This is a genomic window from Synechococcus sp. W65.1, assembly GCF_047461615.1.
Taxonomy (GTDB): domain Bacteria; phylum Cyanobacteriota; class Cyanobacteriia; order Thermostichales; family Thermostichaceae; genus Thermostichus.
This window is the reverse complement of the sequence record NZ_JANSHI010000015.1, coordinates 15,018-27,530: the sequence shown is the minus strand read 5'-3', so window position 1 is coordinate 27,530 and position 12,513 is coordinate 15,018. Positions and strand designations below refer to the sequence as shown.

The following is a 12,513-nucleotide window of genomic DNA, read 5'->3' as shown; positions in this document are numbered from 1 at the left end:
CATGCGAGATTTCCTGTGCGACATCCTTCGGGATTACTCCGGCTTTGTGGAGCTGCGCTACCACAGCAAAGTCTTTCGCAGCGTTACGGCGGAAAAGGGCCGCATTGAGCGCACGGTAGTTCGGCGGCGCTCGGGGGTGGGGGTGCGGGTGCTAGAAGACGGCACCTGGGGCTTTGCCGCCACCGGGGATCTCTCACCCGCAGCCATTCGCAAGGCCATTGCCGAGGCCCAGCAAGCGGCCCGCGCCAGCGCCAACTGCCGCAAGCAGAAGCTGAAGACTTTGCCCCGCGTCCAACTAGCCCAGGGGGAGTTCTGTGAGCCCGGGGTGGAGGAAGTGGTCAACAAGCCGCTCGAGGCGAAGATTCAATTGGCTTTGGAAACAGAAGCCCAGGCGCGCAAGTCCTCCACTCGCATCACCTCCGCCAGTTGCACCTACAACGAGATCTACGAGGAGAAAGCCATCGTCACCACCGATGGGGCGGATGTAGCCTTCCGGCTGGTGCGCCCCGAATTGCGGGTGCAGGCGGTGGCTGAGGCCGATGGCCAACTCAGCAGCGGCACGGAGTCCATTGGCGTGACGGGGGGGTGGGATTGCCTTTTTCGGACGGATCCCTTGCAGATGGCGGAGAAGGCGGCTGCCACGGCAGTTGATCTCCTCTCTGCAGGCTATGCCGAGGGGGGATGGGCCACCGTCATCCTCTCCCCTTCCATCGTGGGACTGCTGGTGCATGAAGCCATTGGCCACACGGTCGAGGCCGATTTCGTCCTCGCGGGCTCGGTGGCGGCTGGCAAGCTAGGGCAGCGGGTGGCCAGCGAACTGGTTACTCTCAAGGACTCTGGCCGTTCTGAATTTATGCCGGGGGCAGGGGGAACGCTGCCCGTGGACGATGAAGGTGTTCCTACCCAAACCACTACCATCATCCAGAATGGCATTTTGGTGAGCTACCTGCACAACCGGGAGACTGCCGCCCACTTTGGCGTCGAGCCCACCGGCAATGCCCGCGCCTGGGAGTACGCCGACGAGCCGCTCATCCGCATGCGCAACACCTACATCGAGCCGGGATCCCAGACGCTAGAAGAGATCCTCGCCAGCACCCCCGACGGCTACTTCCTGGATGGGGCCAGGAACGGGCAAGCCGACTCCACGGGCGAGTTCATGTTTGGCGTGGAGCGGGCCTACCGCATTCGCAATGGCAAGCTGGCGGAGCTATTGCGGGGAGTTACTATCACCGGCAATGCCTTTGAGGTGTTGCAGTCAGTGGACGCTGTGTCGCGAGATTTCCTTTGGGATCTCGGATCCGGCCACTGCGGCAAGGGCCAGCCAGCCAAGGTGGATGCCGGCGGGCCCTACATTCGCTGCCGCGCCATTGTGGGTGGCCGCCAGCCCGCCTCGTAGCTCCTTGGGTAGGGGGGAGTTAGTTAGGGAGCAACTCGCAGCACCAGCCGATCCGCCTCCCACTCCCGGAACAGGCGAAGGACGTGCTCGGCTCTCTCGGCGTGGTCGGCCAAGATCTCGGCGCCAGAACGAGCTTGCTTGGCTAGGGGCAACAACAGCTCCACCACCTGGTAGCGGCTGGAGGCGATCATCTTGCCGGGAATGCGAGCAATGGACCAGAAGATGTCCATTTTTTGAGCCGCGATCTGGGCCGGATCCACCTTGCCCAGCAGATCCGAAAAGGGGATGGTTTGATCCCAGTAGCGCACTTTGCCGTGCTGGACAAAGAGGGGGTTGAGCTGCCAACGGGAGCTTTGGAAAAATTCAGGGGTAAAAGGATCCCAACTGGCCACCTTTTTGCCCTGATGGCAGCACCAAAAGAGATTTTGCGTGTGGTAAAGAGGCTCCAGATGCTCGATAACTCGTAGCTGGTCGAGGCGAGAAAGGGCCTCGTAGCGGCGATGGAACTCGGTGTGAGTAGCAGCAATTAAAGGCTTGGCGTTCCAGTAGTCCAAGTAGGGGGCTACATCGATAAACTCCAAGCCCGCCTGGGCCAGAAGGTCGGGGATTTCGCCGATGTCAAAAGGAATGTCGTTGGCGTGGAAGAAGTTGTCGACGATGTTCTCGTCTGCTAGGTAGTATTCCTCATGGGCCTTGGCGTGCTTGGCCAAAAGGGAGTTGGGATGAGCTGCCTTCAGCAGTTGCCGCACAAATTCGATCTTTTCCCGGGTGGCCGGTGGAGTAATCCCCAGCAGCTCCAAGGCACGACGAATGCGGTAGACATGCCAACGGCCTGAGCGGTTGTAGAGCATCAGGGCCATTACCCCGTCGGGAGCCAGGCGCGAGGCCAAGTTCTTTAGGGCCTTGACGGGATCGGCGGTGTGGTGGATTACCCCGTAGGAGCTGATCATGTCAAAGCTTCCCTCCGGCCAGGTGGAGGGATCCATGAGATCCCCATAATGCACCGAGCAGTTGCGCAGGCCGTGGTACTTGATCCGCTTCTGGGCAATTTCCAGAGCTGGGCGGCTGAGGTCGATCCCTACCACGGCGCCATATCCGGGGTTGCTGGCGGCGATGACGTGCATCTCCCAACCAGTGCCGCAGCCGGCCACCAAAAACCTGGCCCCAGTGGGCTCTTGCAAGGTGCGGGTGCGGGCGTATTGGGCCAAGGTATAGCTGCCCAGGCTGGAAAAGCCCTCAAAGGGCTGGTCGTAGGGAATAGGGGGATAGGGGAAGGTTTCGTACTGGGCTTGCACTGCCCGTGTAATCTCGGCTTCGGTAACCAAGAGGACTTCCTCCTGCGTACTTCCCTCCCAATCCTATGGCTTTCTCAAGGGCTGGAGGGGAAACCTGCTGGCTAGGCCACTGCCAAGCTGTGGGCAGCTCGCCGGTAAGCTTCTTCCAGTGTCTCTGCCAGGGTGGGGTGAACATGCACCAGGCGAGCCAGTTCTTGCACCGTGGCGCGGCGGGCAATGGCCTGGGCCGCCTCGTGGATGAGATCCGCTGCGTGGGGACCAAGGATGTGGGATCCCAGCAAAAGCCCCGTCTCCTTGTCGAAGACCAGCTTCACCATGCCCTCAGTCTCGCCAGAGGCAATGGCCTTGGAGTTGCCGCCAAAGTAGGTGCGCACCGTGCCCACGCTATAGCCCTCGGCTTTGGCTTGGGGCTCGGTTAGCCCCACAAAGCCCATCTCGGGGTGGGTGAACACTGCTGCCGGGATGCTCAGGTAATCCATGTAAGCAGGGCGGCCACAGATGTTTTCCACCGCCACCCTCCCCTGGGCTGCTGCCGCGTGGGCCAACATCATCTTGCCCGTCACATCGCCGATGGCCCACAGGTGAGGCAACTCCGTGGCCATGCGGCTATCCACCGGCACGAAGCCGCGCTTGTCTAACTCCACCCCTAGCTCTGCTAGGCCCAGTTCCTCTGAGACCGGGATCCGCCCAGCGGCCACCAGACAACCATCCACCTGCAGCGTCTCGCCATTGGATAGGTGGATGGTTACCGGCTGCCCAGGGATTACCTGTTTGGCCAGAACCCCTACGTAGGTCTGGATTTGCCTGGGTTTGATCAGCACCCGCTGGGCCAAGCGGGCAATGTCGGGGTCAAAGGCTGGCATCAGCGTCTCCAGGGCCTCGATGAGGATCACCTGGGATCCCAGCGCCGTGTAGACGTCGGCAAACTCCTGTCCAATGTAGCCGCTGCCGATGATGGCCAGCCGCTCCGGGATCCACTCCAGCCGCACCGCCTCGTTGCTGGTAAACACCGTGCGGCCATCCACCTCGATCCCCGGCGGCACGAAGGGTCGAGAACCCGTAGCCAAGATAATGTCCCGCGCTGTGTAGGCCTGGGCTCCTTCTTCCCCCTGCACTTCGACCGTTTGCGGCCCTGCCAGCCTGCCCCGTCCCCGCAGGATCGTTACCCCTAGCTTTTCCAGCGAGCGGGTCATGTCGGCGCGGATCTTCTCCACCACCTGGGCAGCGTGAGCGGCAATCGCTCCCCGGTCAGCCTGGACGGATCCCACCTGCAGCCCTAGCTGGGAGCTGTTTTGCAGTTCCCGCAGGCGTCCTGAGGCGGCCAGCAGCGCCTTGGAGGGGATGCAGCCGCGATTGATGCAGGTGCCGCCCATTTCGGCGCACTCGACGATGGCGGTTTTCAGGCCGGACTCGACGGCATGCAACGCCGCGCCGTGGCCGCCAACGCCGGCACCGATGATGATCAAGTCAAAGTCAAAGCTCATGGCGAGACTTGGATAACCGGTGCCTCATTTTCTCATCTTGTTGGCCTTCCTAGGAACCGGCTAAGAGGATCTAGCATAGGGTGGCTTGCCCCCTTGACCAGAGGCTGGCCGGATGGAGCTGCAAGCTTTGATTTTCGACGTGGATGGCACGCTGGCAGATACAGAGCGGGATGGGCACCGCGTGGCCTTTAACGCGGCCTTTGCTGAGGCAGGGTTGGACTACTGGCACTGGTCGGTGGAGCTCTACGGCCAGCTCCTGGCTATCACAGGCGGCAAAGAGCGCATTCGCCACTTCATCGAGACCTGCCAGCCGCCACTGCCTGCCGAGGAAGACCTGACGGCCCTGATAGCCCGGCTGCACCAGGCTAAAACTCGCCACTACACAGCTTTGTTGGCCCAAGGGGGGATCCCTCTACGCCCTGGAGTCAAGCGCCTCTTGCAGGAAGCCAGGGCCGCCGGGATCCGCCTGGCCATCGCCACCACCACCACGCCCGAAAACGTGACGGCTCTTCTGGAGCGCGCCCTGCCAGAGAGCCTGAGCTGGTTTGAGGTCATCGCTGCCGGCGATATCGTCCCTGCCAAAAAGCCTGCCCCCGACATCTACTGCTACACCTTGGAGCGGATGGGCCTAGATCCCCAGGAGTGCCTGGCCTTTGAGGACTCGGAGAACGGGCTGCGCTCGGCACGGCAGGCAGGTGTCCCCACCGTGGTGACGGTTAACGATTACACTCGAGATCAGGATTTTTCTGGGGCGGCTTTGGTGCTGGATCATTTGGGAGAGCCCGATCTGCCTTTTCAAGTGTTGGCAGGAAGGGCGGGATCCCACAGTTACTTCAGCCTGGAGCTGGCCCGCCAGGTTCACGCCCAAGCCATCCACTCTGAGGTAGAAAACTGATGCCGGAGGTGGGGAGCGAAGACCTGCAGCGGCGCCTAGAAGCCCATCTCCGCCAGGTAGCCCAGCCCCGCGATCCCGACTGGTCGCCTTGGGGCCACCGGCAGGTGGAGCAGTATATCCAAAAACAGCTTTCCGAGTGCGGCCCGGTGGAGCCTTTCCCCTTTGAGGCCAACGGCCGCCAGCACTGCAACTGGATCTTGAAGTTGCCCGGATCCCGCCCGGGTCGGCCGCCTATCCTGGTGGGAGCCCACTTTGACGCCGCTCCGGCCACCCCTGGAGCCGACGACAACGCCAGCGGCGTGGCGGTACTGCTGGAGTTGGCCCGCCATTTTGCCGCCAAGCCTGCCCCTTCTCCTCTGTGGCTGGTGGCCTTCGACCTGGAAGAGCGGGGAATGGTGGGCAGCACAGCCTACGCCCGCTTTCTTAAACAGCAGCGCCAGCCCCTGCGGCTGATGCTGTCGTTGGAGATGCTGGGCTACCGGGATCCCACCCCTGGATCCCAGCGCTACCCCGCCGGCCTGGAGCGGCTCTACCCCAACCGGGGAGATTACATTGGCCTAATTGGCAACTGGCCCACCTGGGGGGATCTGCTCAAGCTGCAGCGGGATTTTCAGAAAGTGGGGATCCCCTGTTGCTGGCTGCCAGCCGGACAGCGAGGCCTAATCCTGCCTGCCACTCGCCTCAGCGACCACTCCCCCTTTTGGGATGCGGGTTACCCCGCCGTCATGGTGACCGACACCGCCTTCTTGCGCAATCCCCACTATCACAAGCTGAGCGACACCCTCGAGACCCTAGATCTTGACTTTCTGAGTGGGGTCTGCCGCGGCTTAATGCAAGGGATCCGATCCCTCTAGGGAAAACGACCCCTCACTTTCCCTGGCAGCCAGTACGGAGATCGCTCCAGGAGTTTCGCGATCCCTTGACCCCCACTTGGGTCACAGACGGAGATAATAGGCTGCACAGGAAACCTCAGCCACTTTAAGTGCCGGCCCCGCTTAGCCTACCTGGATATTTTGAAAGCCTTAGCCTAACCGATTGACAGTATGAGGTGAGCCCATGGTTGCGAGTGATTTTAAGGATTACTACAAGATCCTGGGCGTCAGCCGAGATGCTTCCTTAGAGGAGATCAAGCGCGCCTATCGCAAGCTGGCTCGCCAGTATCACCCCGACGTTAACCCCGGCAACAAAGCAGCCGAGGAGCGCTTCAAGGAAATCAACGAAGCCTACGAGGTGCTCTCCGATCCAGACAAGCGGCGGCGCTACGACCAGTTTGGCCAGTACTGGCAGCGAGTAGGCACTGGTGCGGCGGCGGGGCCGGGCATGGAGGGATTTGCCCAGTACGCCACCTTTGAGGACTTCATCAACGAGCTGCTGGGCCGCATGGGATCCCGCCGCGGCGGCTTTCAGGGCTTCACCACCGGGTTTGGGCCGTTCGTCTCGGTGAATCTGCCGGGGCAAGACATAGAAACTACGCTGGGCCTCACCTGGGCAGAAGCTTTCCACGGCACCCAAAAGCGGCTAAGCGTGGACGGCGAAACCCTCACCATCCGCATCCCCCCCGGCGCCAAACCGGGCAGCCGCCTCCGCGTCAAGGGCAAGGGTCAATATAGCCCCTTTGGCGGCCCAAGAGGAGATCTCTACCTCACCCTGGAGCTGCCTCCCCACCCCTTCTTCCGCTTCGAGGGCGACAACCTGGTTTGCGAGCTGCCCATCACCCCTGACGAGGCGGTTTTAGGCGGCACGGCGGAAGTGCCCACCCCCACCGGTCGGGTGCAACTGAAGATCCCTGCCGGCGTGGATAGCGGCCAAACCCTGCGGCTGCGCGGCCAAGGTTGGCGGGATCCCCAAGGCCAGCGAAGTGACCTGCTGGTGCGGCTGAAGGTCGTCACGCCCAAATCCCTTTCCCCAACTGAGCGGGATCTCTACGAAAAACTGCGGCAAAATCGAAGCTGGGATCCCCGCGCCCGGCTGCAGGAGGTGAGTCTATGAGCCTGGCCATTGTGCGGGTGGAGGAGCGGCTCTATACCTTTGAGCAGGCAAGCGAAGTAGCCGGGATCCCTCCTCACCTGCTGGAGTGGTTGCTCGGGCAAGGCCTGGTGGAAGCCGAAAGCTGCTACCTCAACCCCCAGCAACTGCGGCGCTTAATCCAGATGACCCGCCTGCATCGCGACTTGGGCCTTAACTGGGTCGGGGCGGCCATGGTTTTGGACATGGCCCAGGAAATTGCCCGCCTCAGGGCGCAGCTACACTACTACCGTGGAGGCTAAGCAGCCCAAGGCTTTAGCCCCCTTGAACTCCGCTGCTTGTCAACTGCAGGAGAACTTCTGTATGGAACAAATCGTCCGACGCAGCCAAGTGGTGGGCCTGCTGGCCATAGATGGCAGCACTGCCACAGCCCTGGGCACTGTCGAGGAAGTCTGGGTCGATGGGCAGGGACGGGTCTGCTACTTTACCAGCCAGCAGGGATACACCCCCTTGGAGCAAATCTCTCTCATCGGGCCGGACGCGCTGCTGACCTACTCCAGCGTTTTCACCACCCCCGCCATGCCGCTCAGCTCCCTCTATCGGCGAACCGTGCGCCTTGGGGATCAGCCAGTAGGCTGGATTGAGGATTTTCTCTTCGACTGGGAGACTGGATCCATTGCTGCCTATATCCTGGGGGGCAGCATTGCTGAGCCCTGGGGGGGACGGGCCGTCCTGTTACCTGAGGACGTAGAGGCCATCGACGTGGACGCGGTGGTAGTCAAGGAAGATGCTCCCCAGCGACTCCAATCGGAGGCCGAGGGCCTAAAGAACTTTTGGAGCGAAAAGTCTCGCCAAGTCAAGCAGCTCATCCAGCGCATGGGGGATCGCCTCAAAGCCCTAGTCAGCCCGCAGGATCCGCCCGAGGTAGTGCGTGTCAAGGTCAACCAAGTGCGGGACGAGCTAGCCAAAGGGGGCAAGTTCGACCTTTCCCTGCTGGATGAAGCGGCAGAGTTCCTACAGCAGAAATGGGAAAGCTGGCAGCAGCGCCTTAAACGGGCTGCCCAGCGCATGCAAGCTGCCCTCCAGGCCGCTTGGGAAAAGCTGACCGAATGAAGCTGACAGGAAGCAAGTTTTTCCGCTAGGATTATAAATTGCTGTCAATGCTCGGATCAGGTTTTAAGACCCGCAGGGGCACCTGTACGGCAAGGAAAAGGCATGACCTACGCGATTGTGGAAACCAGTGGCAAGCAGCTTTGGGTAGAGACGGGGCGCTTTTACGACATCGATCACCTGCCTGACACAGAGGAAAACAGCTCTTTGGCCCTCTCCCAGGTCTTGTTGATCAACCACGAGGGACAAGTAACCCTAGGGCGTCCCTATATTCCCGAGGCGGTGGTGAGGGCGCGGGTTTTGCAGCACCGCCGGGGCAACAAAATCATCGTCTACAAGATGAGGCCGAAGAAGGGAACCCGCAAGAAAAGAGGCCACCGTCAGCTCTTGACCCGTGTGCTCATTGAGTCCATCGAACTAAACGGGACACCGCTAGCCACAGCCCCAGCAACTTTGCAGCCTGCTCCAGAGCCAGGGATCCCTGCGGCGGAGAACTAGAAGTTTTCAGCGGCAACACAGGTGCATAGGAGGCGCTATGGCTCATAAAAAAGGAACGGGCAGCACCCGCAACGGCCGTGACTCCAATTCCAAGCGGCTGGGTGTGAAGTGCTTTGGCGGCGAGCTGGTTCATCCCGGCTATATCCTGGTCAGGCAACGGGGCACCAAGTTCCACCCAGGGGTGAACGTGCGCATTGGTAGAGATGACACCTTGTTTGCGGTAGCTACAGGCATTGTTACCTTTGAGCGCTACGGCAAACGGCGGCAGAAGGTGAGCGTTTACCCAGTAGCTGCGCAATAGGCAGCGATTTTTCCAAGCAACCTGTCCCCCAGCCTGCTCTTGTGCAAGGGAAGGGATCCCAGTTTGGCCCAGTGCCCAATGTGGAGAGTGCCTGTGAGATTGAGGGGGGTGCGGGTGCATTTGTTCCGTTGGGTGGGGTTGCTGCACCTCATTGCCGGGGTGGCCTATCTTTACTGGCGGATTACCGAGGGGCTGACCGGTCTGGGATCCCTTTTGTTTTGGGGTGCGGAGGCCTATGTCTGGCTGGCAGCAGTGGGGTTTACCCTTAGCCGCTACGCCCAGGTGCCGAGCGAGACCCTTCCCTCTCCCGAGGTTCTGCAGCCGGCGTTTTCTCAGCTGCCGCGGGTGGACGTGCTGGTCATACGTCAGCGGGACTCTCTGGAGGCCACTCGGCAGACGGTGCTCTCAGCCCTACGCTTGGATTACCCCTGGGAGCGGCTATTTGTCCACATTGTGGATCGGGTTGAAGACAGGGAAATGGCCAAGGTGGCGCAGGCCATTCCCTGCGAGTACTGGCCTTGCCCCAGCCCCACGACCGATCCTCTAGCCTACCTACTGAGATCCGGCCATCTGCAAGGAGAGTACCTGCTGCTACTGCAGCCAGGCCATTTTGTCGAGCCGGACTTTTTGTGGCAGACTCTGCCTCTGTTTTACAACTTTCCAGAGCGGGCCCCCATCGCCAACTCAACCGGCTTTGTCCAGGCCATGCTGCGCACCCTAGGTCGGCCCCAGGCCGTTCACCCCCTGCAGCAACTGCTGGCGGTGGGATCCCAAGGATACCAGGCAGCGCCGCTATTGGGATCCGGCTGTCTCATTCGGCGGGCGGCCCTGGAGGGGATCCCGCACATCGACATTCGCCGTCCTGTGCAGTTGGGGTGTCAGATGCACTGTCGCGGCTGGCAGTCCTACCTGGCTCGCCAAGCCCAGGTCACCGGCGCTTTGTTACCCTTGCGCAACCGCCGCGTGGCTCTGCTGGCAATTTTTTCGGCCTTGCGGGAAAATCCCTTCTGGGGCAAGCCGACCACCCAGCAGCAGCGCTTTCAGTACCTGTGGCTGGCCCTCTGGGCCGCTGGAGGGGCGGCGGAGCTAGCCTATTTGGCGGTGCCGATCCTCTTCCTCTGGACGGGCTGGATGCCAGTGCCGGCCTTTGACAGGGTTTTTTTTGCCTGGTTTCTGCCCTATGCCCTGCTGGGGCGGCTCAGCTGGCTGTTGGCCTTTCCTCCCTCTCGGTGGGGGGCTGCGTGGCAGTCAGAACGCCAGACAGGTAGCCAGTTTTTCCAGTCCATCCAGGCGTTGGTGCAGGCAATGCGGGGGGTGCCTTCTTATCCCGAGCAGCCATCCCAACTCTCTCTTGGCCCGCAGGCCTTGGCCATTGTGCTGACCCTAGCAGCAATGGGGGTGGGATCCCTGCGCTTTGCTGGCAACTGGGATCCAACCTGGCTAGAGCTGCTGTTTGGCTTGGCCTGGGCCTTCTACAACCTGATGATCTTGACGGTGCGCCCGGACGATCACGATTTCGCCGGCTTTGCCTTGCGTAGCCGCAAGTCGGCGCCAGAAGAGATCTCAGATGCGCTCCCCAGCTCCTACAGTGGAAGCTCTTAGCTGGCTGGAGGCAGGCCAGAGGCCAAAAGCTATGCTGGAACTAGAGAAGCAATGGCGCTATCGATAGGGCGAATTGCTAGAGACTGCCCCCATGGACGGATGGAGAGCAGGGATCCCCGCCTAAGCCCTCCGTGGGTTCGGCAAAGCTTGAGCGTGCTCTTCTAAAAGACAACCGAAGACAACGCACCTGTGGAGTCAAAGAGACCTCCCCTTCGACTATTCCCCCTAGGCACAGATCCCCGCTGGCAGGGCTGTGCCTACTGGCTGGAGATGGGATCCTACTGTTTGCTTCTCGATTGTGGCTTGCCTGCTCCCGCTCTCCTCAAAGCTTTGCCAGGGATCCCCGATGCTGTTATCTGCAGCCACGCCCACTTTGACCATGTGCAGGGGCTACCTGGCTTTTATCGCCGCTACCCACAGGTGCCCATCTACGCCACCCCGGTAACGGCTCATTTGGCCAGCGGCCTCTGGGAGCGCGGCATCTGGCCAGACTACGACCGGGAGATTCGCTTTCCTCCTTTTCGGGCGCTGCCTTTTGGCCAGGCGCGGGAGATCTTGCCTCACTTGATGCTCACCTTCTTTACCGCCGGGCACCTGCCGGGGGCAGCGGCAACCCTGTTGCAAAATACCCAGACTACTCCAGCTCAAACCTGCCTGTACACTGGCGACTGTTCCCTGGCCTCAACTCGCTTTGCCCCTGGCTTAGATCTGAGCGCCTTGCGCCATTGGCAGCCGGATGTGCTGCTCATCGAGGCCTCCCTAGGCTCTACTCGCCATCCACCCCGTCGCCATCTGGAAAACCGCCTGGTGGAGCGCCTGCTTGGCGCCTTGGCGGCAGGCCAGACGGTGCTGTTCCCGCTGCCAGTGCTGGGGTTGGGCCAGGAGTTGATTTTCCTCCTCAAAGCTCACCACCGCTTTACCCAAGCTTCCCAGGAGCTGACGGTGTGGGTGGCGCCAGGCCTAGCTGCAGGCTGCGATCTCTACGAACGCTTGCTCCCCTACCTGCCGGAGCCCGTGCGCAATTTTGCCACCTACCAGCCCTTGTTCTGGGAAGACCGCCTGCAGCCGCGGGTGCAGCCCCTTACGGCGGTGGATCCCTTGCCCCAGGGCCTGTTGCTGTGCGACGCCGATGCCGATCCGGAGGCCTGGGAGCCCATCTGGTTACGCCTGTTGGCCCAACCGCAGCGCTCCTGCCTGCTGCTGCGGCTGCCGGAAGTGGAGCTGGCTACGCCGTTTGAGCAGTGGCCAGCGCCGCTGCGCTCCCGCGTTGGGGTGGAGTGGTTGGCCTGGCACAGCCACAACGATGTTGGGCATCTTGCCCAGATCGTCCACACCTTTCGCCCCCAACATGTGGTTTTGGTGCACGCCAGCCCCCAGCAAGCGCAGGAGCTGGCGGATCTGCCCGAGCTGTGCAACCGTTACCATGTCCACTGCCCCCAGCCTGGCCATTGGCTGGAGCTGGTCGACAGCCGCCTGCAAACCTTGGTCAAGCCGTCCGAGTTCCTTGGGGATCCCGGCGTGCGCTACGAGGGGGAGGTGGAGGAGATCTGGCAGGAACAGGGCTCGCCTCGCTCCTTGGCCGGGGTTCAGGTGCGCCTACCCCCCCAGATTACCGAGGATCCTCGCTGGGCCGCCTGGGCTGAGACCGGCTTGGTGGAGGCTCGCTGGCAGGGATCCGAACTGGTGCTGCGCGGCCTTTCGCCGCGAGAGCTGATCCGTCCAGCGGAGGTTGCCCCCTCCTCTGGCCTTGTGCTGCGCCCCAAACCCGCCCCTGTCTTTGCTGCCGGGGGCATGAGGTGCCAGAGCTGCCGCTTTGCCCGCCAGAGCTTGTCCGCCCACACCCAAGTTCTTCGCTGCGATCAAGAGCGCTCCCCCCTCTACCGCCTCCAGGTAGATCCCCAGGGGAGCTGCCCCTATCACCAACCGCGGGAGATCTGCTCTTCCGGCTAGTGCCCAGGGCAGTCGCC

The 12,513-nt window shown here is 61.8% G+C and carries 12 protein-coding genes; 10 read left to right on the top strand and 2 right to left on the bottom strand.

Annotated elements, in window-relative coordinates; genetic code table 11:
• Nucleotide 1: 1 nt before the first annotated feature.
• Nucleotides 2-1,396: a TldD/PmbA family protein gene (locus tag NW806_RS09060; RefSeq protein WP_414410853.1), complete on the top strand. Its 1,395-nt coding sequence runs from the start codon at nt 2-4 to the stop codon at nt 1,394-1,396.
• Nucleotides 1,397-1,419: 23 nt separating this feature from the next.
• On the opposite strand, the gene NW806_RS09055 is transcribed toward NW806_RS09060, so the two are convergent.
• Both NW806_RS09055 and lpdA read right to left on the bottom strand, forming a co-directional pair.
• Nucleotides 1,420-2,721 carry a class I SAM-dependent methyltransferase gene (locus NW806_RS09055; protein WP_414410852.1) on the bottom strand — a complete coding sequence of 434 codons (1,302 nt, stop codon included), beginning with the start codon at nt 2,719-2,721 and terminating at the stop codon, nt 1,420-1,422.
• 71 nt (nt 2,722-2,792) lie between these two features.
• Entirely contained in the window at nt 2,793-4,175 is a 1,383-nt protein-coding gene (gene lpdA / locus NW806_RS09050; protein ID WP_414410851.1) for a dihydrolipoyl dehydrogenase, read from the bottom strand.
• A 112-nt stretch (nt 4,176-4,287) separates the two neighbouring features.
• Between lpdA and NW806_RS09045 the strand changes: the two genes are divergently transcribed.
• The 9 genes from NW806_RS09045 to NW806_RS09005 all read left to right on the top strand — a co-directional run bounded on the left by NW806_RS09045 (nt 4,288) and on the right by NW806_RS09005 (nt 12,496).
• The gene (locus NW806_RS09045) at nt 4,288-5,070 is read left to right on the top strand and encodes an HAD family hydrolase (RefSeq protein WP_414410850.1); all 783 of its coding nucleotides are present in this window, start codon (nt 4,288-4,290) and stop codon (nt 5,068-5,070) included.
• Complete coding sequence (locus NW806_RS09040) at nt 5,070-5,924, top strand: M28 family peptidase (RefSeq protein WP_414410849.1); 855 nt, start codon at nt 5,070-5,072, stop codon at nt 5,922-5,924. The genes NW806_RS09045 and NW806_RS09040 overlap by 1 nt, the downstream gene beginning before the upstream one ends.
• A gap of 202 nt (nt 5,925-6,126) precedes the next feature.
• Nucleotides 6,127-7,059, top strand: a complete 933-nt coding sequence (locus NW806_RS09035) for a DnaJ C-terminal domain-containing protein (RefSeq protein ID WP_414410848.1) — start codon at nt 6,127-6,129, stop codon at nt 7,057-7,059.
• Nucleotides 7,056-7,337 carry a chaperone modulator CbpM gene (locus NW806_RS09030; protein ID WP_414393933.1) on the top strand — a complete coding sequence of 94 codons (282 nt, stop codon included), beginning with the start codon at nt 7,056-7,058 and terminating at the stop codon, nt 7,335-7,337. The genes NW806_RS09035 and NW806_RS09030 overlap by 4 nt, the downstream gene beginning before the upstream one ends.
• A gap of 61 nt (nt 7,338-7,398) precedes the next feature.
• Nucleotides 7,399-8,148: a photosystem reaction center subunit H gene (locus NW806_RS09025; protein ID WP_414410847.1), complete on the top strand. Its 750-nt coding sequence runs from the start codon at nt 7,399-7,401 to the stop codon at nt 8,146-8,148.
• Between the two features lie 102 nt (nt 8,149-8,250).
• Nucleotides 8,251-8,643 (top strand): 50S ribosomal protein L21, encoded by a 393-nt coding sequence (gene rplU / locus NW806_RS09020; protein ID WP_414410846.1) that lies wholly within the window; start codon nt 8,251-8,253, stop codon nt 8,641-8,643.
• A 37-nt stretch (nt 8,644-8,680) separates the two neighbouring features.
• Entirely contained in the window at nt 8,681-8,944 is a 264-nt protein-coding gene (gene rpmA / locus NW806_RS09015; protein ID WP_414393939.1) for a 50S ribosomal protein L27, read from the top strand.
• A 93-nt stretch (nt 8,945-9,037) separates the two neighbouring features.
• Entirely contained in the window at nt 9,038-10,546 is a 1,509-nt protein-coding gene (locus NW806_RS09010) for a cellulose synthase (protein ID WP_414410845.1), read from the top strand.
• Between the two features lie 189 nt (nt 10,547-10,735).
• On the top strand, nt 10,736-12,496 hold the full coding sequence (locus NW806_RS09005; protein ID WP_414410844.1) for an MBL fold metallo-hydrolase: 1,761 nt from the start codon (nt 10,736-10,738) through the stop codon (nt 12,494-12,496).
• The last annotated feature ends 17 nt before the right edge of the window (nt 12,497-12,513 follow it).